Origin of the sequence: Algibacter aquimarinus (genome assembly GCF_039543265.1) — a bacterium.
In the GTDB taxonomy this organism is placed as follows: Bacteria; Bacteroidota; Bacteroidia; order Flavobacteriales; family Flavobacteriaceae; genus Algibacter_B; species Algibacter_B aquimarinus.
Map to the genome: position 1 here is coordinate 63,513 of NZ_BAABJK010000004.1, position 21,488 is coordinate 85,000.

18 protein-coding genes are annotated in these 21,488 nt (G+C 33.3%); 13 read left to right on the top strand and 5 right to left on the bottom strand.

Going from position 1 to position 21,488, the window contains the following annotated elements; translation table 11 throughout:
• Positions 1-18 precede the first annotated feature (18 nt).
• Positions 19-1,479 (bottom strand): aminoacyl-histidine dipeptidase, encoded by a 1,461-nt coding sequence (locus ABD939_RS03085; RefSeq protein ID WP_345164399.1) that lies wholly within the window; start codon positions 1,477-1,479, stop codon positions 19-21.
• A 74-nt stretch (positions 1,480-1,553) separates the two neighbouring features.
• Here ABD939_RS03085 and ABD939_RS03090 point away from each other — a divergent pair, with 74 nt between their 5' ends.
• The 3 genes from ABD939_RS03090 (at position 1,554) to ABD939_RS03100 (ending at position 7,024) form a co-directional block, all read left to right on the top strand.
• Positions 1,554-2,615, top strand: a complete 1,062-nt coding sequence (locus ABD939_RS03090) for a DUF3810 domain-containing protein (RefSeq protein WP_345164402.1) — start codon at positions 1,554-1,556, stop codon at positions 2,613-2,615.
• A gap of 95 nt (positions 2,616-2,710) precedes the next feature.
• On the top strand, positions 2,711-5,698 hold the full coding sequence (locus tag ABD939_RS03095; protein WP_345164405.1) for an amidohydrolase family protein: 2,988 nt from the start codon (positions 2,711-2,713) through the stop codon (positions 5,696-5,698).
• Positions 5,699-5,710: 12 nt separating this feature from the next.
• Positions 5,711-7,024 carry an amidohydrolase family protein gene (locus tag ABD939_RS03100; protein ID WP_345164407.1) on the top strand — a complete coding sequence of 438 codons (1,314 nt, stop codon included), beginning with the start codon at positions 5,711-5,713 and terminating at the stop codon, positions 7,022-7,024.
• 43 nt (positions 7,025-7,067) lie between these two features.
• On the opposite strand, the gene ABD939_RS03105 is transcribed toward ABD939_RS03100, so the two are convergent.
• Positions 7,068-7,859, bottom strand: coding sequence for a DUF6503 family protein (locus tag ABD939_RS03105; protein WP_345164409.1), 792 nt, complete (start codon positions 7,857-7,859; stop codon positions 7,068-7,070).
• An 83-nt stretch (positions 7,860-7,942) separates the two neighbouring features.
• Between ABD939_RS03105 and ABD939_RS03110 the strand changes: the two genes are divergently transcribed.
• The 7 genes from ABD939_RS03110 to ABD939_RS03140 all read left to right on the top strand — a co-directional run bounded on the left by ABD939_RS03110 (position 7,943) and on the right by ABD939_RS03140 (position 16,952).
• Complete coding sequence (locus ABD939_RS03110) at positions 7,943-8,737, top strand: TrmH family RNA methyltransferase (RefSeq protein WP_345164412.1); 795 nt, start codon at positions 7,943-7,945, stop codon at positions 8,735-8,737.
• A gap of 5 nt (positions 8,738-8,742) precedes the next feature.
• Positions 8,743-9,975 (top strand): M48 family metallopeptidase, encoded by a 1,233-nt coding sequence (locus ABD939_RS03115; protein WP_345164413.1) that lies wholly within the window; start codon positions 8,743-8,745, stop codon positions 9,973-9,975.
• Between the two features lie 363 nt (positions 9,976-10,338).
• Entirely contained in the window at positions 10,339-11,181 is an 843-nt protein-coding gene (locus tag ABD939_RS03120; RefSeq protein ID WP_298550979.1) for a VOC family protein, read from the top strand.
• The gene (locus ABD939_RS03125) at positions 11,178-12,470 is read left to right on the top strand and encodes an alginate lyase family protein (protein WP_345164419.1); all 1,293 of its coding nucleotides are present in this window, start codon (positions 11,178-11,180) and stop codon (positions 12,468-12,470) included. The genes ABD939_RS03120 and ABD939_RS03125 overlap by 4 nt, the downstream gene beginning before the upstream one ends.
• Before the next feature lie 856 nt (positions 12,471-13,326).
• Positions 13,327-15,144 carry a DEAD/DEAH box helicase gene (locus ABD939_RS03130; protein ID WP_345164421.1) on the top strand — a complete coding sequence of 606 codons (1,818 nt, stop codon included), beginning with the start codon at positions 13,327-13,329 and terminating at the stop codon, positions 15,142-15,144.
• 104 nt (positions 15,145-15,248) lie between these two features.
• Positions 15,249-16,025: a carboxypeptidase-like regulatory domain-containing protein gene (locus ABD939_RS03135; RefSeq protein WP_345164425.1), complete on the top strand. Its 777-nt coding sequence runs from the start codon at positions 15,249-15,251 to the stop codon at positions 16,023-16,025.
• 165 nt (positions 16,026-16,190) lie between these two features.
• Complete coding sequence (locus ABD939_RS03140) at positions 16,191-16,952, top strand: carboxypeptidase-like regulatory domain-containing protein (protein WP_345164427.1); 762 nt, start codon at positions 16,191-16,193, stop codon at positions 16,950-16,952.
• A 21-nt stretch (positions 16,953-16,973) separates the two neighbouring features.
• On the opposite strand, the gene ABD939_RS03145 is transcribed toward ABD939_RS03140, so the two are convergent.
• Positions 16,974-17,630 (bottom strand): TrmH family RNA methyltransferase, encoded by a 657-nt coding sequence (locus ABD939_RS03145; protein WP_345164429.1) that lies wholly within the window; start codon positions 17,628-17,630, stop codon positions 16,974-16,976.
• 82 nt (positions 17,631-17,712) lie between these two features.
• Here ABD939_RS03145 and ABD939_RS03150 point away from each other — a divergent pair, with 82 nt between their 5' ends.
• From ABD939_RS03150 to ABD939_RS03160, 3 genes are all read left to right on the top strand, one after another.
• On the top strand, positions 17,713-18,390 hold the full coding sequence (locus tag ABD939_RS03150; RefSeq protein ID WP_345164431.1) for an SIR2 family NAD-dependent protein deacylase: 678 nt from the start codon (positions 17,713-17,715) through the stop codon (positions 18,388-18,390).
• Positions 18,391-18,639: 249 nt separating this feature from the next.
• Positions 18,640-19,116, top strand: coding sequence for an Hsp20/alpha crystallin family protein (locus ABD939_RS03155; protein ID WP_345164433.1), 477 nt, complete (start codon positions 18,640-18,642; stop codon positions 19,114-19,116).
• A 112-nt stretch (positions 19,117-19,228) separates the two neighbouring features.
• Entirely contained in the window at positions 19,229-19,708 is a 480-nt protein-coding gene (locus tag ABD939_RS03160; RefSeq protein ID WP_345164435.1) for a hypothetical protein, read from the top strand.
• A gap of 19 nt (positions 19,709-19,727) precedes the next feature.
• On the opposite strand, the gene ABD939_RS03165 is transcribed toward ABD939_RS03160, so the two are convergent.
• The gene (locus ABD939_RS03165; RefSeq protein ID WP_345164438.1) at positions 19,728-20,171 is read right to left on the bottom strand and encodes a GNAT family N-acetyltransferase; all 444 of its coding nucleotides are present in this window, start codon (positions 20,169-20,171) and stop codon (positions 19,728-19,730) included.
• Positions 20,172-20,237: 66 nt separating this feature from the next.
• Entirely contained in the window at positions 20,238-21,479 is a 1,242-nt protein-coding gene (locus ABD939_RS03170; RefSeq protein WP_345164440.1) for a glycosyltransferase family 4 protein, read from the bottom strand.
• Positions 21,480-21,488: the final 9 nt, after the last annotated feature.

Below are 21,488 nucleotides of genomic sequence, written 5' to 3' on the forward strand. Positions count from 1 at the left end.
TATTTTATTGGTACTAAATTAATTCTCAGGAATAGCCTTTAAAATCTCTAAAACAAAGGTCCAATATTTTTGAACCGATGAAATTTGAGCACGCTCATCAGGTGAATGAGCTCCTTTTATATTTGGTCCAAAACTAATCATGTCCATATCTGGATAATTTTGCCCTAGAATGCCACATTCTAGCCCTGCATGACATGCTGCTACATGTGGTTCTTCTCCATTTAATTTTTCATACAATGGTTTCATTACTTTTAAAATAGCCGAATCCATATTTGGAGTCCAACCTGGGTAATCGCCAGAAAATTCAACTTCGCAACCTGTTAACTCAAAAGTAGCTCTTAATGTATTGGCCAAATCCATTTTAGAACTTTCTACAGATGAGCGTGTTAAACATCCTATTTTAATGCTACCATCTTTAATAATTACTCTGGCTATATTATTTGAGGTTTCAACCAACTCAGGAATATCCGCACTCATTCTATAAACACCATTTAAAGCTGCGTATAAAGCTCTAGTTACCCCTTCTTGTACACCTAAATCCATAATGTTTTTGGGTGTTTCGGTTTTAGAAATATTAATTTCTAAATCTGGCTCCATGGTTTTTAATTCTTTTTTAATAGTATTAGTTATTTGCTTCATTTCTGATAAAAAAGCGTCTTCATGAATAGCATCTATCGCAACAATAGCATTGCTTTCTCTTGGTATGGCATTACGTAAACTTCCACCATCTATTTCGGATATACGCAACCCAAAATTCTCAAAACCATCAAAAAGTACTCGATTCATTATTTTATTGGCGTTCCCTAAACCTTCATGAATTTGCATTCCTGAATGCCCGCCTTGTAAACCTTTTACTGAAATGCTATAACCTATTTTAAATTCAGGAGTTTCTTCTTCTTCATAAGTTCTTGTTGCATTAACATCTATTCCGCCAGCACACCCTACTCCTATTTCGTCATCTTCTTCAGTATCTAAATTCAATAAAATTCCTCCGGAAAGCAAACCGCCTTTTAATCCCATAGCACCAGTCATTCCGGTTTCTTCATCAATGGTAAACAAAGCCTCTATAGCTGGATGTTCTATCTCTGTACTTTCTAAAACTGCCATAATAGTTGCTACACCTAAACCATTGTCTGCACCAAGTGTAGTGCCTTTTGCCTTTACCCAATCGCCTTCAATATACATTTCTATACCTTGAGTATCAAAGTCAAAAACAGTATCTCCGTTTTTTTGATGAACCATATCTAAATGCGACTGCATTACAACGGTTGTTCTATTTTCCATTCCTGCAGTTGCTGGTTTTTTAATGATAACGTTACCAACTTCATCTTCAATGGTTTCTAAACCTAATTTTGTGCCAAAATTTTTCATAAAAGCAATAACACGTTCTTCCTTTTTTGACGGACGTGGTACTGCGTTTAAATCTACAAATTTGTTCCAAATAGCTTGTGGTTGTAGTTGTCTTATATCTGAGCTCATTATTTTGAAAATATGTTAAAACAAAGATACATTTTAGTTTATTGGATTAATAAACATTTAACTATTTTTGATTCATGTTGAAGAACAAAAAAACTATACTTGCATTATTATTAATTCCGCAGTATTTTTTAGTAAAATTACTTTCAAACTTTCCTGAGTTTGTTGAGCAATATTATAGTAATGGATTTTATCAATTCATATCGAAACTCTTCAGATATACCTTAGGTTGGCTCTCTTTTTCGTTTGGTGATTTAGTTTATGCTTTTAGCATAATTTATATAATAAGATGGTTTATTAAAAACCTTAAACGTATAAGAAAAGATACCAAAAACTGGTTTATAGATGTAGCTGCTACAATATCGCTCATTTATTTTACATTTCATTTATTTTGGGGTTTAAACTACTACCGTTTACCATTGCACAAAAATTTGAATTTGGAGGCTAATTATACCACTGAACAACTCGTTAAGGTTACTAAACAACTTATTGAAAAGTCTAATGAAATTCATTTACAATTAGTAAAGAGTGATACCCTAAAAGTTGATGTTCCCTATACTAAAAGTGAAATTTTGAAATTAGCCCCAATCGGATACAAAAATTTACAAGAGCTATTTCCTCATTTAAAATATCATCCAAAAAGCATCAAAAAATCTTTATTTAGCTACCCTTTAACTTACATGGGTTTTAGCGGATATTTAAACCCATTAACAAATGAAGCTCAGGTTGATGCTTTAATTCCTAAGTATAAATTCCCAACAACGGCATCACATGAAATTGCTCATCAATTAGGATATGCCGCAGAAAATGAAGCTAATTTTATAGGATGTTTAGCCGCTATAAATCATACCGATATCTACTTTAAATATACAGGTTACACGTTTGGACTGCGCTATTGTTTAAATGAAGTTTACCGACGAGATGAAAAAATTTATGAAGATTTAATAACTAACCTAAACAAAGGTGTTTTAAAAAATTACGAGGAAGTTAGAAAATTTTGGGAAGTTCATCAAAACCCTGCTGAACCCTTCTTCAAACTGTTTTACAGTAACTTTTTAAAAGCTAATAAACAAAATAAGGGCATGGAAAGTTACAGTTATGTGGTAGCTTTAATTACTAACTACTTTGGCAAAGAATAAATTATCTTAAACAAACGTTAAAACCTTCTTAATTAAGCGTTAATTTTAGATATATCCTTATTTTTAAAAGAAAAACTGACTAACCCCTTTTATTTATGATTAAAAACTTCATAGGAGCAATAGGCTTCTTATGCTGTTCATGTTTATTCGGACAAGAATATTTTCCAAAAAATGACGGCGTAAAAACGACAAACACCAATTACACAGCATTTACAAATGCAAAAATTCATGTTTCACCAAGTCAAACCATTGATAGTGGAACTTTATTAATTAAAGATGGTAAGGTAATTTCATCGGGAACTAACATTTCTATTCCAAAAAACACGACTGTAATTAACCTTGATGGAAAAAGTATTTATCCGTCATTTATTGATATCTACACAGATTTTGGAGTTGAAAAACCAAAACGAGGTGGTAATGGTCCCTCATATGGAGCCAGTAGAAGTGGTTTTTATTGGAATGATCATGTAATGCCAGAACAAGATGTTATGGCTACTTTTAATTACAATGCTAAAACAGCTTCAGAAATGCATAAGCTTGGTTTTGGAGTTGTTAACACACACATGCCTGATGGTATTGTAAGAGGAACTGGTGCACTTATAGCTCTAAATAACGATGCAGATAATTCTATGCGTGTTATAGATGGCGAAACTACACAACACTTGTCTTTTAATAAAAGTGTAACATCGCGTCAAAGATATCCTTCATCTATTATGGGAAGTATGGCATTATTACGCCAAATGTACAATGATGCAAAATGGTACGCAGCTGGAAATATAAATACTAAAGATTTATCATTAGAAGCCTTAAATAACAACAAAAGCTTACCTCAGATTTTTGAGGCTGGTAGTAGAGCTAATTTAATGCGTGCCGATAAAGTTGGAGATGCTTTTAATATTCAATATACAATTGTTGGCGGTGGAGACGAATACGAACGTATTGATGAAGTAAAAGCAACAAATGCAACCATTATACTGCCTATTAATTTTCAATTGGCATATGATGTTGAAAACCCGTTTCTGGCATCAACCATGTCTTTAAGTGATATGCGTGCTTGGAATCAAGAACCTCATAACCCAAGACTGTTAGATGAAAATGGAATTCAATTTGCTTTAACAACTCATGGTTTAAAGTCTAAAAAATCTTTTAAATCAAATTTAATGAAAGCCATTGAAAGCGGATTGTCCAAACAAAAAGCTTTAGAGGCACTAACCACAATTCCAGCCAATTTATTAGGTAAATCAAATATTTTAGGCACTTTAAAATCTGGTAGCTACGCTAATTTTTTAATTACTTCTGGAGATATTTTTGATAAAGAAACTAAACTTTACGAAAATTGGGTACAAGGTCACCCTCATGTTTTAGAACAAATGAACACTAAAAATATTGATGGCGACTACAATTTTAAATTGGCAGGTAACGATTACAAACTATCAATTTCCGGAAGCACAACTAAACCGAAAGCAAAACTTGAAAGTGGTGACAAAGGTTTAGGTACTAAAATGAATTATTTGGACGATTGGGTTCACTTAACATTTAAAACAGCAGATAGCACCAAAAAAGAATTTATAAGAGTTGTTGCAAATTCAGCTACTGGAAATAGCTTAAGTGGTAAAGCGATTATGCCAACTGGTAGTGAATTCTCATTTTTTGCAAGTAAAACAGCAAAAGAAGAAGTAAAAAGTAAAGATAAAAAAGAAAAGGATTCTGAGTCTAAGGATACTTATATGAGTCCTATTACCTATCCGAACTTAGCTTATGGATTTACTGAAAAACCTAAATCTGAAGTTCTACTGTTCAAAAATGCAACAGTTTGGACTAACGAAAGTGATGGTGTTTTAGAAAACACTGATGTGCTTATTAAAGATGGAAAGATCTCCAAAATTGGAAAAGATTTATCAGATAGAAATGCCAAAGTTATAGATGCTACAGGTAAACATGTTACGGCAGGAATTATAGATGAGCATTCACACATTGCAGCAGCCTCAATCAATGAAGGTGGACAAAATTCCTCAGCTGAAGTAACCATTGAAGATGTTATTGATGATGAAGATATTGATATTTATAGAAATCTTGCGGGTGGTGTTACATCAATCCAAATTCTACATGGTTCTGCAAACCCTATTGGAGGTCGCTCAGCAATCATTAAGTTAAAATGGGGAGAATCTGCTGATAATTTGGTTTATAACAATTCACCAAAATTCATCAAGTTTGCTTTAGGTGAAAACGTAAAACAATCGCGCTCAAGTAGAAATGAGCGTTTCCCTCAATCTCGTATGGGTGTAGAGCAGGTTTTTATGGATTATTTCTCTAGAGCACAAGCCTATGATAAAGCTAAGAAAAGTGGTAAACCTTATCGTAAAGATGCTGAAATGGAAGTACTAGCAGAAATATTAAATAAAGAACGCTTTATTTCTTGTCACTCTTACGTACAAAGTGAAATAAATATGCTCATGAAAGTTGCTGATAAATTCAACTTTAATATTAACACTTTCACTCACATTCTTGAGGGATACAAAGTAGCTGATAAAATGAAAGATCATGGAGTAGGCGGCTCAACGTTTAGCGATTGGTGGGCTTACAAGTATGAAGTTAATGATGCTATACCTTACAATGCAGCCATTATGCACAATGCTGGTGTTTTAGTTGCTATTAACAGTGATGATGCGGAGATGTCTAGAAGACTCAATCAAGAAGCTGCTAAATCAGTTAAATATGGTGGCATTAGCGAAGAAGAAGCCTTAAAATTTGTAACTCTCAATCCTGCCAAACTTTTACATTTAGATGACCGTGTTGGTAGTATAAAAGTTGGAAAAGATGCAGATGTTGTACTATGGTCAGACCATCCACTTTCAATTTATGCTAAAGCTGAAAAAACGATTATTGAAGGTGTTACTTATTTTGATATAGAAAAAGACAAACAAATGCGTGAAGCTGTTAAGAAAGAAAAAAGTGAATTAATTAATTTGATGCTTCAAGACAAAAACAAAGGTTTAAAAACGCAACCTATAAAAAAGAAAGTAAAAGAATTGATGCATTGCGACACAATGGATAATCAAGAATCAATACATAACCACAATTAATACTATTTAAAAATGAAAAGATTAAATAAAATAAACATTGTATTATTTTTGTTGTGTATTACATTAAGTTTCGGACAACAAACACCTGCACCAAATCAAATAAAAGATATAGCAATTGTTGGAGCTACGGCTCACATTGGAAATGGAGATGTTATAGAAAATAGCATTGTTATTTTTGGTAATGGTAAAATAAAAAATGTGTTAGATAATAGCAAGCCTAATGCTATTACCATGCAAACCATGGATATTATAGATGCTAAAGGCAAACATATTTATCCAGGTTTTATAGTTTCTAACGGAACCTTAGGCTTGGTAGAAGTTGATGCCGTTAAGGCCTCTAATGACCTATCTGAAATGGGAACTTACAATCCACACATTAGAAGTATTATAGCTTATAATGCTGAATCTAAAGTTGTAGAATCTATGCGTCCTAACGGTGTGCTTTTAGGGCAAGTTGTACCAAGAGGCGGTCGTATTACAGGAACATCTTCAGTAGTGCAATACGATGCTTGGAACTGGGAAGATGCCGCTATTAAAATGGATAATGGTATTCATGTAAACTGGCCAAGTAGTTTTAGCAGAGGTCGTTGGTGGCTTGGTGAAGATCCTGGTTTAAAACCTAATAAAGACTACTCAAAACAAGTAAAAGAATTAGCCGATTATTTTAATGAATCTAAAAGTTATAATAAAGGTAGCATGAGTGAACGCCATTTACCTTTTGAAGCCTTAGCAGGTTTATTTAACGGCTCTAAACATCTATATATTAATGCAGATGATGAAAAAGGAATAACAGATGCTGTAAATTTTGCAAAATCTCAAGGGGTATCTAAAATTACTATTGTTGGTGGATATCAAGCTGGTAATGTTGCAAATTTCTTAAAACAGAATAATGTATCAGTAATGCTTAGACGTGTTCATACCAGACCTGAATTAGAAGATGATGATTATGATTACACTTTTAAACAAGCAAAAAAACTTGTTGATGCTGGTATTCTAGTCTCTTTAGAACCTAGCGGACAAATGGAAAGAATGAATTCTCGTAATCTTCCATTTTATGCTGGTACAACTGTAGCCTATGGATTAACAAAAGAACAAGCTTTGCAGTTAATTACTCAAAATGCGGCAAAAATAATGGGTATTGATGATATGTATGGCACATTAGAAGTTGGTAAAAGTGCTACACTTTTTATTAGTGATGGTGATGCTTTAGATATGCGAACAAATATAGTATCAAAGGCGTATATTGATGGTAGGGATTTAAGTTTAGAAACTCACCAAACCAAACTTTGGAAACGGTATTCTGAAAAATATAAAACTAGTAATTAAAAAAGCGGGCCAATTGGCCCGCTTTTTTTCTATTCATTTATTATTATTCAATAGCTTTAGCTGCTTCTGGCATTGTAAACATTGAACCATCTGGTGCAGTTTCCGAAAGAATTACATTTGTAAATTCTACAGTATTACGTTTTTCAGTTGGTAAATTATTTTCATATTTATACCAATCTATGCTTTTAGGAACAACCAAACCATTTACCGTTTGCCAATTATTATATCTTATAAAATGAAAATCTTTGCTCTTTTCATCCTTGCCAAAAGTAACAGTATATCCTAACCATTCCATTTGTCCTGTTTCCTCATCATAATAAATTATATACTGGTCATCAGGTGAAGTCCCTACTCCAGCCTCGTAAGAAATAAGAATTCCAGGATAGTTTTTCCCCTCAAAATTAAGTGGTTCTGCAGCTTCATATATAATTCCATCATCGGCAACTATAAAAGGCATAGCGTAAAAATACATCATCAAACCTCGGTAAAACTTAGCTCTACTCCCATCGTTTTTATTATCCGCTTTTTCCTTAATCCAAATCGAGCTACCATCATAACCTTGCATATGCGTTGGCATATCTATAAGCTCTGCTCTAGTTTTTAAATCTACCGTAGTTACTTCTTTACCATTAGGCTTTTCCATAGTAAAAGACAAAGTCTTCATCGCATTCCATTTCTCTAAACCTCCGTGAGCATCAAAGACTTTTGAAATATTTTCTGGATAGATGCTTGTTGTTACATCTAAACTTTCTTCAGAATAATCTACTGTTGGTGTTGTTTTGTTTTTACAAGCAAATATTGAAATTGCTATAGCAAAAAGAATAATTCTTTTCATTGATATAATTATTTTGGTTTTAGTCTTTGACGAAGTTAGTAGAATATAATTACATAAAAACAATTACTTTTGTTAAACTCATTATGAAAGCAATAACTAGCCCTCAAAATAACTATATAAAACAACTTGTTCAGTTAAAAGACAAGTCGCGTGAGCGAAAAAAAACTGGTACTTTTTTAATTGAAGGTATTCGAGAAGTCTCCTTGGCTATAAAAGGTGGTTATAAATTAAAAACCGTTTTATTTTATCCTGAATTGTATTCTGAAGTGCAGCTAAACGAATTAACAAATCAACAAACAGATTGTATAGAAATTTCAAAAGAAGTTTATCAAAAATTAGCTTACAGAGATACTACTGAAGGCGTTTTGGCAGTTGCAAAATCAAAGACAAATAGTTTAGGTGATTTGGTTTTTAAAAATGAAAATCCATTAATTCTAGTTGCTGAAGCTCCAGAAAAACCTGGTAATATTGGTGCTATTTTAAGAACAGCTGACGCTGCTAATGTGGATGCAGTAATTATTGCAAATCCAAAAACAGATTTGTATAATCCCAACATAATTCGCTCCAGTGTGGGTTGCTTATTTACCAATCAAATTGCAACAGGAACAACTTCTGAAATTATAGAATTCTTGAAAGAAAAAAATATTAATATTTATTCTGCAATTTTACAGGAATCGGTTGATTATCATACTCAAGATTTTACCAAATCTACTGCAATTATAGTGGGTACAGAAGCAGTCGGTTTAAGTAACGAATGGCGAAAAAATACAACAAAAAACATAATTATTCCAATGCAAGGTGAAATAGATTCTTTGAATGTATCGGTTGCTGCAGGAATTCTTATTTTTGAGGCTAAAAGGCAACGAAATTTTAAATAAAGCTAATGACTGCAACTACCCTATTTTACATCATCATCGCCATTATTGTTATTAATTTTATAGTTGATAAAGTACTTGACGCGTTAAATGCAAAACATTTTAATGATGCACTTCCTGAAGAATTACAAGATGTTTATGATGATGCTGAATACAAAAAATCGCAGAACTATAAGGCTACGAATTATAAATTTGGATTGTTAACCTCAACATTTTCAATTCTTTTAACTTTAGGGTTTTTATGGTTTGATGGTTTTGAGTTTGTAGATAACATAGCTCGAAATTATAGTGAAAACCCGATTGTTGTAGCACTCATTTTCTTTGGAATTATTATGATTGGTAGTGATATTTTAACCACACCATTTTCCTACTACAGCACCTTTGTTATTGAAGAAAAATTTGGGTTTAATAAAACCACAGTAAAAACTTTCTTTTTAGATAAAATTAAAGGTTGGCTCATGATGGCTATTGTTGGCGGTGGTATTCTGGCGTTGATTATTTGGTTTTATCAAGCTACAGGGAAACACTTTTGGTTATATGCTTGGGCTCTAGTGGCTATTTTTACGTTGTTTATGAATATGTTTTATTCCAAGCTTATTGTGCCGCTTTTTAATAAACAAACACCTTTAGAAGAGGGCACCTTGCGCGATAAAATTTCGACATACGCAGAAACGGTTGGATTTAAATTAGATAAGATTTTTGTTATTGATGGCTCTAAACGAAGCACCAAAGCCAATGCCTATTTTTCTGGGTTTGGTAGTGAAAAACGCGTAACGCTTTATGACACTCTAATTAACGATTTAGAAGATGAAGAGATTGTTGCTGTTCTGGCACACGAAGTTGGACATTACAAGAAAAAACACATTATTTTTAATTTGTTTGCTTCTATTTTATTGACGGGTTTGACGCTTTATATTTTATCGTTGTTTATTTCGAATCCGATGTTATCTCAGGCTTTGGGTGTTGAAACTCCTAGTTTTCATATTGGGCTAATTGCTTTTGGGCTACTCTACTCGCCTATTTCTGAAATTACTGGGTTGATTATGAATGTATTTTCTAGGAAGTTTGAATACCAAGCGGATGATTATGCTAAAAACACGTATAAGAGCGAACCACTTATTACATCACTAAAAAAACTTTCTAAAAATAGTTTAAGTAATTTAACGCCACATCCTGCTTATGTATTTATGCATTATTCGCATCCTACGCTTTTGCAACGGATTGGGAATTTGAGGAAATAAGATCATTGCGAGGCACGATATAATCTCAGAAAATTTTATATCAACAAGTTGTAAAATGATTTTGATTTACTTTATTTGTTTAAAAGATTTCGGCTTGCTTCATTTAACGTTGAGGTTAAAGTATCTTCTACTGAACTTATTTTAGTATTAAAAGGACACAAATCTACGGGCCATTGCTTGCAATTACAGCTTCGAACAACACAATTTATTACAAGTAATTTCTTTTCTCATTTTTGAATCATAACTACATATCTAATAATATTTAGTATCTTAACTTAATTATTGAAATTTTCAAATCCAATGCAAATCGCAAAATATATGAAGAGAGCAATCCTTTTAATTCTAATACTATCTTGTCTATCAATGGGAACAAAAGCTGAAAAAGCACTCCCCATCTTAGGAATAGCCCATGTGGCGTTTCAAGTATCAAGTTTAGAGCAATCGCGTGCATTCTATACGGCTTTTTATGGATTTGAATTTGCATTTGCTGCGTATGAAGATCAAGAGGCTTGGTATTTAAAAATAAACGACGACCAGTTTGTGAAGTTAGTCTCAAAACCCGAGGGGACAGATGACAACCGGTTAGTTGAAATCGCATTTCAAGTTTCAGATATCGAGACTACTATTGCTATGCTCAAAGACAGAGGGCTCAACCCAACGCCTGTAGAAAAAAATTCCGATGGTACCTTAGCGAGTGTTCTAGTAGATCCAGACGGACATAACCTTAAGTTTGTTGAATACACATCTAATTCCAAGCAAACACTAGCTAAAGGCAAGCATTTAGGGTCTAGGCGAGTTTCCGATCGTTTGCTGCATGTAGGTATCACTATTACTGATGAAAAGGCTGCAAACACATTGTATCGAGATGCTTTAGGTTTTAAAGAGATTTGGCGCGGATCGCGTAAAGATGGTGGTCCAGATGCTTGGGTGAATATGCAGTTACCGGGAGATAGCGGTGACTACGTTGAGTACATTCTTATAAACGATATAAAACTGAGTAGAAGGCAAATGGGCACAATGCATCATATGTGCCTTTTAACTGATGATATTCAAAAAGCGCATCGCGATATGTTATTTAATGCCTTACCTGATCTTGAACGTTACGAACCCTTGGTTGCCCGTAACAACCGCTGGGTGTGCAATGTGCACGATCTCGATGGTACGCGTTGTGAACTAATGGAATCAAAAGAAGCTGTAACTAAATGATAAATAAGATAATACCAATTCGTTTCTCTCTGCTGAAAATTCTATTTTTAGTGATGAGTCCATTTGTTCTCTCGCAAGCTGGTTTTGCACAAGACGAGTCAGCCACGGTTTTAGCTGTGAAAGAGCATCCTCATTTCTTTGGTGCAAGACGCGGAGCCTTACCAATTGTGAAACAAGACATTGCGCGAGGTGACACCTCACTTATGCCAGCCTATAACGCTCTAATTATCACAGCCAATAAAGCCTTAGCGACTGAACCTCCAACGGTAACTGATAAAAAACGGCATCCTGTTAGCGGAAATCTGAATGACTATTACACTCAGGCGCCTTACCTCTGGCCCGATCCTTCAAAGCCAGACGGTTTACCATACCTACCAAAGGACGGTATCATCAATCCGGAATCTCGAAACCCCGATTTTGCGGACTATTCACGCGGTCAAGAAATTGGCCACTTAGTCGAATCGCTTGCCCTCGCATATTACCTCACGGGTAAAGAATCGTACGCTGCACATGCAGCTAGATGCCTTCGTGTTTGGTTTATCGATTCTACTACGCGGATGAACCCACACCTTAAGTATGCACAAGCTGTACCTGGTAGAAACCAAGGACGTTATATTGGAATGATTGAAGCAGGTGGCGTAGTACAAGCAGTGGATGCTGCTGGTCTTTTAGATGGATCTAAACATTGGAGCAAAAACGACCGAGCAGCACTAGATATTTGGATAACGAACTTTCTGGATTGGTTTATAAATAGCGAGTATGGTAAAGAAGAAATTCAGATGCGACAGAACCATGGCACTATGTTCGATGTAAGAGTCGTGCGCTTAGCGCTAGCTTTGGGTAAATACGAACTAGCACGCGAAAGGCTAGAATTGGTAAAAGAGAACCGTATTGCTCGCCAAATAGAACCTGATGGTGCCCAACCCATGGAGCTGCGACGCACCAAGTCTTTTAACTACTCCGAAATGAATTTAACGGGGCTTACTGAACTAGCGACACTTGGAGAGTGGGTTGGAGTAAATTTGTGGTCCTACGAGACAGCAGATGGCCGGAGCATAAGGCGAGCGCTGGAGTTCCTTAGACCTTATGTTGAAGAAGTACCCGAAGGTTCTCCGCCTAGGGTTTGGCACTACAAACAGGTTGTTCCGTTTCTGCCAGAAATTCTCGCTCCAGCATTTCGTATGGCTAGCATTGGATATCAAGATGAGGCATACGAAGCTATTGCTTCTCAGTTCTCTGATTTCAGAGCATCAAGCTTCCAGCTAACACATCCGAAAGGCTCGTTTTAAGAAATTTAAGTAGCCCATTCTGCTTATGTATTTATGCATTATTCGCATCCTACACTTTTGGAACGGATTGGGAATCTGAGGAAATAACGTTTTTTTAAGGCACACCCAGTTCCGAGTACTTTTCGGGAAAGCAATCTCAAGAATTATCTCCTGCAAAGGCGCTAAATCGTAAAGCTAATACTTGTATTTTGTAAAAATTTTCATCTACCTTCGTTTAACGTCGGATATAAAACATTAAAACGTTGTCATATCCGCATAAGTTAAACGAAACTTCAAAATTACACAAAAAAGCATAAACAGATTAGCACAGTCGTACCTCCTTGGCAATGACGTTGGCAGATACTTGCGTTAGGGATAGCAGCGGCATCCTTTTTTTTAAAACACCCAAAAATTTTATTTAGAATTAGGTTTAGGCAGATTGCCACGTCGAAAACTCCTCGCAATGACGTTAAAAAAGATATAGCGAAAAGCCCGACCCTTGTGGTAACGCCCAAATAATTATAAGAAACCAACTAATTTTAAAAAGATTCCCTCCTTCGAGGGAATGACGATTATTTATCTATCTTTGCGCCTTGAAACTCAAAATGAGTTTACTCCTCAGGGTGAGGATGTGTTACTGGAAGTTTAAGGTTAATACCTTATTAATTTTGAAATAGTGCGTATAGAAATTGTATTATTTTTTGTTTGTTTGAGGCAAAAAATAAAAGCATAGCATCGCTCCGGTTCTCTTTTTTAACGAAGAACAGGCGAAAAAGAAACAATTTATTAGTGCTATTTTGAAGTTAAAAAGGTATCTGTATGTCGATGCGCTTCTTTATGTAACACCACATAACAATATCGCATACATTAAACAATAATGAGCACATTCCAAGATTTAGGTCTTAATGACGACCTATTACAAGCCATTACAGATTTAGGATTTGAAAAACCTAGTGAAGTACAAGAAAAAGCAATCCCAATTTTATTAGAATCTGAAACCGATTTAGTGGCTCTGGCCCAAACCGGAACGGGTAAAACCGCCGCATTTGGTTTCCCGATGTTAGAGAAAATTGATGTAGCTAGTAGAACCACGCAGGGTTTAATTTTATCGCCTACCAGAGAGCTTTGTTTACAGATTACCAACGAGATGAAATTGTATGGTAAATATTGTAAAGGGCTTAATGTGGTAGCGGTTTACGGTGGATCTAGTATTACAGACCAAGCGCGTGAGATTAAACGTGGTGCACAAATAATTGTGGCAACTCCAGGCCGTATGAAAGATATGATTAACAGACGTTTAGTTGATATTTCTAAAATACAGTATTCGGTTTTAGATGAGGCTGATGAGATGTTAAACATGGGCTTTAAAGAGGATATTACCGATATTTTATCGCACACACCTAACGATAAAAATACGTGGTTATTTTCTGCAACTATGCCTCGAGAGGTGGCTACTATTGCTAAAAAATTCATGTATAACCCCCAGGAAATTACTGTTGGAAATAAAAACGAAAGTACAAGCAATGTATCGCATGAGTACTATTTAGTAAATGCTAGAGACCGCTACCAAGCCTTGAAACGTTTAAGTGATGCAAACCCTGATATTTTTTCGGTTATTTTTTGTAGAACAAAACGCGACACTCAAAAAGTTGCTGAAAACTTAATTGAAGATGGTTATAGTGCAGGCGCATTACATGGCGATTTAAGCCAAAACCAACGCGATTTGGTAATGAAATCGTTTAGAAACCAACAAATACAAATGCTTGTAGCTACCGATGTTGCTGCACGTGGTATTGATGTAGACGATATTACACACGTAATAAACTACCAATTACCAGATGAAATTGAAACCTACACTCATCGTTCTGGCAGAACTGGGCGTGCTGGAAAAACTGGAGTTTCAATGGTTATTGTATCAAAAAGTGAAGTACGTAAAATCAAGAGTATAGAGCGTATTATAAAAAAACAATTTGAGAAAAAAGATATTCCTGATGGTGCAGATATTTGCGAGGTGCAATTAATGTCGCTTGCCAATAAAATTCACAACACAGAAATAAATCATGAAATTGACAAGCATTTAGCTAACATAAATGAATTATTTGCCGATACAGACAAGGATGAATTAATTAAAAAATTCTTCTCTGTAGAGTTTACACGTTTCTATAATTACTACCAAAAATCCAAAGATTTAAATATCGCTGAAGGTTCTTTTGATAGTAGCGAAGGGAGAAGCAGAGGTGGAAAATCTACACGCTACTTTATAAACGTAGGTGGAAAAGATGGTTTTGATTGGATGAAGTTAAAAGACTTCTTGAAAGAGCAATTAGACCTTGGTAGAGATGATGTCTTTAAAGTGGAAACTAAAGACAGCTTCTCGTTTTTTAATACAGAAAACGAACTTAAAGAGAAAGTATTAGCCCATTTTACCGACTTTAAACACGAAGGACGTTTTGTAAATGTTGAAGTTTCAGAAAACCGTGGTGGAGGACGACGTGGAGATAGACGCGGCGGCGGTGGAAGACGTGATGGTGGAAAAAGACGTGACGACAGACAAGGCGGAGGAAGACGCGATGATAGAAAAGGTGCTTCTTCTGGGAACCGAAGTGAAAGACGAAGAAGCGAAGGTAATTCTAAACCTAGACGCTCCAATTCAAGTGATTTTGGTAATTCTAGACCTAGACGTTCAAGAAGATAGACTTAAACTATTTTGTTAATATTTAGTCAAAATAAAAAACATAATAGAATTACTAAAGTTTTCTTTAGTACTTTTATAGAAAAATAAGCGTTGTTTAAAAGAGAATGAAGAATAGCATACTCCTTTTTATATTTTTACTTAGCTCTACTTTTTGTTTAGCACAAGAAGAAGATAGAGTAATTGGGGTTGTCGTTAATTCATCAAACGGAGAGCCTTTAGAGAGCGTTAATATTGTTAACCTTAATCAAGTTATAGGTACAACTACCAATAAAAAAGGTGAGTTTGAAATTTATGCAAAAGCAAATGATACGCTTCACTTTTCATATTTAGGGTTTAAATCACTAAAAGTTAGGGTTACTAATGATTGGTTAAAATTTGGAAGTTCTAAAATTGAATTAACCGAATTGGCATTAGCTCTGGAAGAAGTTGTTGTAAACCAACTAAAACTTACTGGATATTTAGAAGTTGACATAAAACAAGTACCAATAATAAATAACAATTACCGTTATAGTATTTCTGGTTTGCAAAATGCAGGCTATGAGGCTGGAGCACCAGGAACAGTAAGTAAAATTATAGGTTCTATTTTTAATCCTGCCGACTTTTTACATCGTATGTTTGGAAAAAAGCCAAACGAATTACGTAAGCTTAAAAAGATGAAAGAAGATGATGAAATTAGGAATCTTTTATCTGGTCGATTTGATAGAGAAATGCTAACCGTTTTACTTCAAGTGGATCGAGTAGATTTAGATGAAATTGTGAGTCAGTGCAACTATTCAAAAGGTTTTATACAAACTGCAAACGATTTACAAATACTTGACGCTATTAGCGAATGCTATGAAGAGTATAAAGTATTAAGTCGAGGTAGAAGCAGAAAAATTTAAAAAAACATCAAGTATATACTTTAAAAAAAGAGGCTGTTTAGCCTCTTTTTTTATTGAATAAAAAGTTAATTGTTTATTAAAGCAGCTGTTAAAATCTCCTAAAGCCAAACGCAAATATTTTAAAATACCTTTAATTTGATTGTAATGTAATTGCTTGACTAAAACATGCACAGACTTATATTTGTTTCACTATTTTTTCCTTCTATAATATTGTCTCAAAATATTTCAGGTAAAGTTTATGACGCTGAGACCAACATAAAAGGAGCAAAAATCAATAATAAAACTAAAAACATTTTTACTTATACCGATGAAACGGGAAATTTTAATATTCCCGCTTCTATAAATGATTCCCTGGTATTTACTTCTCTATTTCATGAAGAAAAAACAATAGAAGTTTCTAGTAAAGATTTTGAAATCACCATCGTAATAGAATTAAAAAAGATAATTAACGACCTAGATGAAGTTCTTTTAACAAAAACATTAGAAAATAAAGAATTTAGTGAAGAAAAGTATACCCAAAACTTAGCATTACAAATACAAAACGACATAAAAAATCGACCTTATTTGTATGGAGCAACACCAAATTATGGTTTGGACTTCGTCCAGATTTTCTCTGGTATTGCTAAACTTTTTAAAAAGAAAAAAAAGAAAAATATTGCAACAAAAACCATTACATATAAGTCTTTAGATTCTTTATTCTCAAAACATAAATTATTTAATAAAAAATTATTAGTTAATGATTTAGAAATACCCGAAATTAATATTCCATTGTTTTTTGAATATTGCGAGGTTCAAAATATAGATGATAAACTACTGCTAGATAAAAATGAGTTTTTACTCTTAGATAGAGTAATTAATTACAGTAAAGATTTTTTAGTTATCCTAAACACATATAAAAAAAATAACGGCAACTTATTAAAGGATTAAATACACTTTTTTTTGTGTTAGCTATTTATTATTGTAATAGCGGTTTACAATATCATCATAACTCTTTATAGTTTTCTTAATCCAATCAAAGCGTTTTTCTTGCTTTTCAATTTCAGTAAGTTGCCAATCAATATCTGTTTGTTTTAATTTAGTGGTTACATGTTGTAAAATAATGGCGGCAGAAACAGAAATATTTAAACTCTCGGTAAAGCCTACCATTGGTATTTTTAAATAGCAATCGGCAGCATCTAAAACTTCTTTTGAGAGCCCTTCAGTTTCTCGCCCAAAGAAAAAGCAAGATTTTTTAGTAACATCAAATTCATGTAAAAGTGTATCGTTAGTATGTGGTGTGGTAGCAACAATTTGGTAACCTTTCTCTTTTAAATCATTAATACAATCATGTACAGTTTTGTACCTATTTAAATCTACCCATTTTTGAGACCCCATAGCAATTTCTCTATCTATACGCTTAGAGTTTTGCTCTTCAACAATATTTACTTCTTGTATCCCAAAAACATCACAGCTTCGTATAACAGCACTTGTATTGTGCAATTGATAAACATCTTCTGTGGCTACTGTAAAATGTTTTGTACGTTGAGATAATACGTTCTCAAAACGTTGTTTTCTATGTTCTGTAAGATAAGTTTCAAGGTGTTCAAGAAGCTTTAGGTCGGTCATAATAATGCTAAAAATCTAATTTAATAAAAATGAGTGGATTCCTGCCTTTACTGGAATGACAAATAATGTCTATTTTTATAGTATGAAACACATTGTAGTACTTACTGGAGCTGGTATGAGTGCCGAAAGTGGCATTAAAACATTTAGAGATGCTAATGGTTTATGGGAAGGTCATGATGTTATGGAAGTGGCTACTCCTGAGGGATTTAAAGCAAACCCAGAATTGGTTTTAGATTTTTATAACCAAAGACGACGTCAGCTTTTTGAAGTTAAGCCTAATAAAGCACATGTAGATTTAGCCAAATTAGAAGACGCTTTTAAAGTAAGTATTGTTACACAAAATGTAGATGATTTGCATGAACGTGCAGGAAGCAATAATGTAATTCATTTGCATGGTGAATTGTTAAAAGTTAGAAGCACGTATAATGATAATGATATAAAACATTGGGAAACCGATCTGGTTTTAGGTGATACATGTGAAAAAGGATATCAACTCCGTCCGCATATTGTTTGGTTTGGTGAAGATGTGCCCATGATTGAAAAAGCAGTTACAATTTGTGAAACTGCCGATATTTTAATAATAATTGGTACTTCTATGCAAGTTTATCCAGCAGCTAGTTTGATGCATTATGTACCACAAAACACCCCTACTTATTTTATAGATCCCAAACCTAGTATTGACAGTAAAGCTAGTTTAACTGTTATTGTCGAACCTGCTACGGTTGGAGTTAGCAAAGTTGTTGAGATGTTATATAAATGATTGCTTGAGTAACTAGATTTAAGTTTTGAATAAGAGAGTGAACGTCAGGTAATTAAAATGTCAATTTGACATTTATTTGACAAAAAAAATGATAACAACTCTGAATATTTGACATTTTCACTCCTAAATTTCACAAACACAAATAGAAAAATACAGCTTCACCTCTTTTGGTATTTTATTTGCTACTTAATAAATGAAATCATTAAGGTTTCAAATTTGAAATAATGTTTAATTTAAAATTTTGTAATTATGAGCAATTTAGTAAATGTTCCTAAAAACGGAAGTTTAGCAAACACGAATTCAAATGCAAGCTTCCCGAGTTGGTCTAACTGGATAGATGAAATGTTTAATAGAGACCTTCCTTCCGTATTCACCTCAAATTTTAATACTGGAATTACTTTACCAAAAGTAAATATTAAAGAGACAGCTGATGCCTTTATAGTTGAAATGGCAGTACCGGGTCTTAAAAAATCAGACTTTCATATTGACTTAGATAATCAAACTTTATCTATCTCAACTGAGACCAAAAATGAAAACGAGCATAGTGACGAAAATTACACTCGTAGAGAGTTTGGATATTCTTCGTTTAAAAGAACCTTTAGCTTACCAGAAACTGTAGATGAAGACAAAATAAAGGCAAGTTATAATGAAGGTATTTTAAATATTCACTTACCTAAAAAAGAAGAGGCTAAACAAAAGCCTGCAAGAACAATTAAAATTTCATAACTAGATTTCATTTTATAGTTAAGTTTTGAGGATGAGGCTAATATTTGGCCTCATCCTAAATAATAGTACTTATTGTTTTGTCAAAATATGTATAATTCTAAATTTAAAAAAAATGAAAAAGTATATTCTATTATTTATGACAGTTTTTTTAAGTGTTAGTTGTAATGGTCAAAAAAATGAAATAAAAAAAACAGAAACAAAAGAAAATATAGTTGAAAAACCTAAAGGCAACTGGGAAGTAAATAAAGAATTTGATGAAAATGGAAATTTAATCAGATATGATAGTATTTATTCTTGGTCTTCTTCTAATAAGTTGAATCATCTTTCGTCTATAGAAAGAGATAGTTTGATGCAAACTTTAAAGTCAAGATTTTTTACAAACTTTTCAAGTTTTAAGAACCAAGGATTTGAAGATATGTTTTCTGAAGATTCTCTTTTTAGTAAACGATTTTTTAATGATGATTTTTTTGGAAGTGATTTTGGAAAAGACTTTATGAATATTGATAAAATAGAACAACAAATGATTGACAGACAGAAGAAATTTTTAGAAAAATATCATTCTGAATTTATCAAACCTGAAGACGAAAATTAAGTTATTTTCGTCTTTCTTATTATAAATCTTTTGCTAAACAAATACTATCTGGTATATCTTTTAGTTTACCATAATTCTCAATAAAAAAATAACCATTCCTTTGATAAAGTTTACTTGCTTCAGGTTGATTTGAACCCATAAAAAGTAAGCATTTTGATTTTTCTAATTCTCTAGACCAGTTTTCTAATTCTAATAAAATCTTTTCTCCAGCTCTTTGACCTCTTGCTTCTGGAGATACATACATTCTTTTAATCTCCATAGAATTATCATGGTATTCAGAAATGGCTCCACAACCAATAGCTTCGCCTTTTTTGAATACTAAAACAACATAATTTAAGTTAGTAGCATCATTAAACTGAGATAAAGGATGATTTTCACCGTCTCTCTTAGCAAGATCTAAATTTAATAGTTCTATAAGTTTTATAAACTCCGGGTTTTGAAAATTTGTTCTAATTATTTTCATATAATTCGGCGAGAGCTAAATGATATCCAAAGATTTGACATTTTAATTATATTACTAAATCAAGTGCTATGAATTGTTTTTATGCTTCTCCTCTATCCATTTACTCATAAACTTAGTGCTTTGTAATTGATGATGTTGAAGCATTCGACCAGTAAAATTATTTAGTCTGTTTTTACTGAGTTCTTGAATTGTTAATTCTATATGTTTTAGCAGTACCTTTTGAAAATTTGTTTTATCAAAACGCTTATTGATTACCTCGTAACCTTTACTTTGTATTTGTTTCCATAGGTTTTTATTTTCGTACAATTCAATAGCCTTTTTAGCAAATAATTCTGGATCATCATCAATAAAACCACTAGCATCCATATCTCCAAACATACCTTCTGATGCTATTGAAGTCATAACACAAGGTGTTCCGTTTTGCATAGCATCAACCAATTTACCTTTTAAACCTGCTCCAAATCTTAAAGGTGCTAAACACACTCTAGCGTTTTGCATTACATCATTTACGTTTTCAGCAAAGCCTCTAATTAAAAAACCTTGTTTTTCATTGTGCAACTGATTAATTTTTTGTGTTGCATAAGCACCAAAAATATGTAGCTCTGCTTTTGGTAATTGTTTTCTAATTAACGGCCAAATAGTTTCCTTTAAATATAAAACCGCATTATAATTAGGTTCATGAAAAAAATTACCAATAGTTATAAAATGATTTCTATATTCAAAATCTGGAAGTAAGCTTTTCTTATTCTCTGAAATCGGCTCAAGCATAAAAGGCAAATACAATAAAAGTGATTCATCTATTTTAAAATCGTTTTTTAGAATTTCCATTTCAACTTCAGAAATAATTAAACTTAAATCGCTTCTATAAATACTCGCTATTTCTCGTTTTGCGGTTTCATTAAATAAATACGTTTTATCAAAAGATTTACCGTCTTTAAAGGCTTGTTGTCTGCCTCTTCTTAAGCAATGTAAATCTTCAGTATCTAAAAAACGTAATGCATTTGGACAATGCTCTGCAACGCGCCAGCCAAATTGTTCTTCGGTCATAAAACGATCGAAGATTACAATTTCAGGATTTAATACCTTAACAAAATCATCAAAAGTAGAACTATTTAATGCTATGTTTTTTTGAGAAACACCTATAGTTTCTAGATTAAAAGCATTATTGGTTTTAGCACAAGCTGAAGCAAAAGTAATTTGATAATTGTGTCTTTTAAAAGCTTCAATTAATTGCATCATTCTACTACCAGCAGCAGAACTTTTTGGCTCTGGCCAAACAAAACCAATAATTAATACATGCTTATGCATTTGTTTTTT

What these genes read in the sequence shown, in the direction of transcription:
- ABD939_RS03085 (WP_345164399.1), bottom strand. Translation starts at nt 1,479, where the DNA reads ATGAGCTCAGATATAAGACAACTACAACCACAAGCTATTTGGAACAAA.
- ABD939_RS03090 (WP_345164402.1), top strand. Translation starts at nt 1,554, where the DNA reads ATGTTGAAGAACAAAAAAACTATACTTGCATTATTATTAATTCCGCAG.
- ABD939_RS03095 (WP_345164405.1), top strand. Translation starts at nt 2,711, where the DNA reads ATGATTAAAAACTTCATAGGAGCAATAGGCTTCTTATGCTGTTCATGT.
- ABD939_RS03100 (WP_345164407.1), top strand. Translation starts at nt 5,711, where the DNA reads ATGAAAAGATTAAATAAAATAAACATTGTATTATTTTTGTTGTGTATT.
- ABD939_RS03105 (WP_345164409.1), bottom strand. Translation starts at nt 7,859, where the DNA reads ATGAAAAGAATTATTCTTTTTGCTATAGCAATTTCAATATTTGCTTGT.
- ABD939_RS03110 (WP_345164412.1), top strand. Translation starts at nt 7,943, where the DNA reads ATGAAAGCAATAACTAGCCCTCAAAATAACTATATAAAACAACTTGTT.
- ABD939_RS03115 (WP_345164413.1), top strand. Translation starts at nt 8,743, where the DNA reads ATGACTGCAACTACCCTATTTTACATCATCATCGCCATTATTGTTATT.
- ABD939_RS03120 (WP_298550979.1), top strand. Translation starts at nt 10,339, where the DNA reads ATGGGAACAAAAGCTGAAAAAGCACTCCCCATCTTAGGAATAGCCCAT.
- ABD939_RS03125 (WP_345164419.1), top strand. Translation starts at nt 11,178, where the DNA reads ATGATAAATAAGATAATACCAATTCGTTTCTCTCTGCTGAAAATTCTA.
- ABD939_RS03130 (WP_345164421.1), top strand. Translation starts at nt 13,327, where the DNA reads ATGAGCACATTCCAAGATTTAGGTCTTAATGACGACCTATTACAAGCC.
- ABD939_RS03135 (WP_345164425.1), top strand. Translation starts at nt 15,249, where the DNA reads ATGAAGAATAGCATACTCCTTTTTATATTTTTACTTAGCTCTACTTTT.
- ABD939_RS03140 (WP_345164427.1), top strand. Translation starts at nt 16,191, where the DNA reads ATGCACAGACTTATATTTGTTTCACTATTTTTTCCTTCTATAATATTG.
- ABD939_RS03145 (WP_345164429.1), bottom strand. Translation starts at nt 17,630, where the DNA reads ATGACCGACCTAAAGCTTCTTGAACACCTTGAAACTTATCTTACAGAA.
- ABD939_RS03150 (WP_345164431.1), top strand. Translation starts at nt 17,713, where the DNA reads ATGAAACACATTGTAGTACTTACTGGAGCTGGTATGAGTGCCGAAAGT.
- ABD939_RS03155 (WP_345164433.1), top strand. Translation starts at nt 18,640, where the DNA reads ATGAGCAATTTAGTAAATGTTCCTAAAAACGGAAGTTTAGCAAACACG.
- ABD939_RS03160 (WP_345164435.1), top strand. Translation starts at nt 19,229, where the DNA reads ATGAAAAAGTATATTCTATTATTTATGACAGTTTTTTTAAGTGTTAGT.
- ABD939_RS03165 (WP_345164438.1), bottom strand. Translation starts at nt 20,171, where the DNA reads ATGAAAATAATTAGAACAAATTTTCAAAACCCGGAGTTTATAAAACTT.
- ABD939_RS03170 (WP_345164440.1), bottom strand. Translation starts at nt 21,479, where the DNA reads ATGCATAAGCATGTATTAATTATTGGTTTTGTTTGGCCAGAGCCAAAA.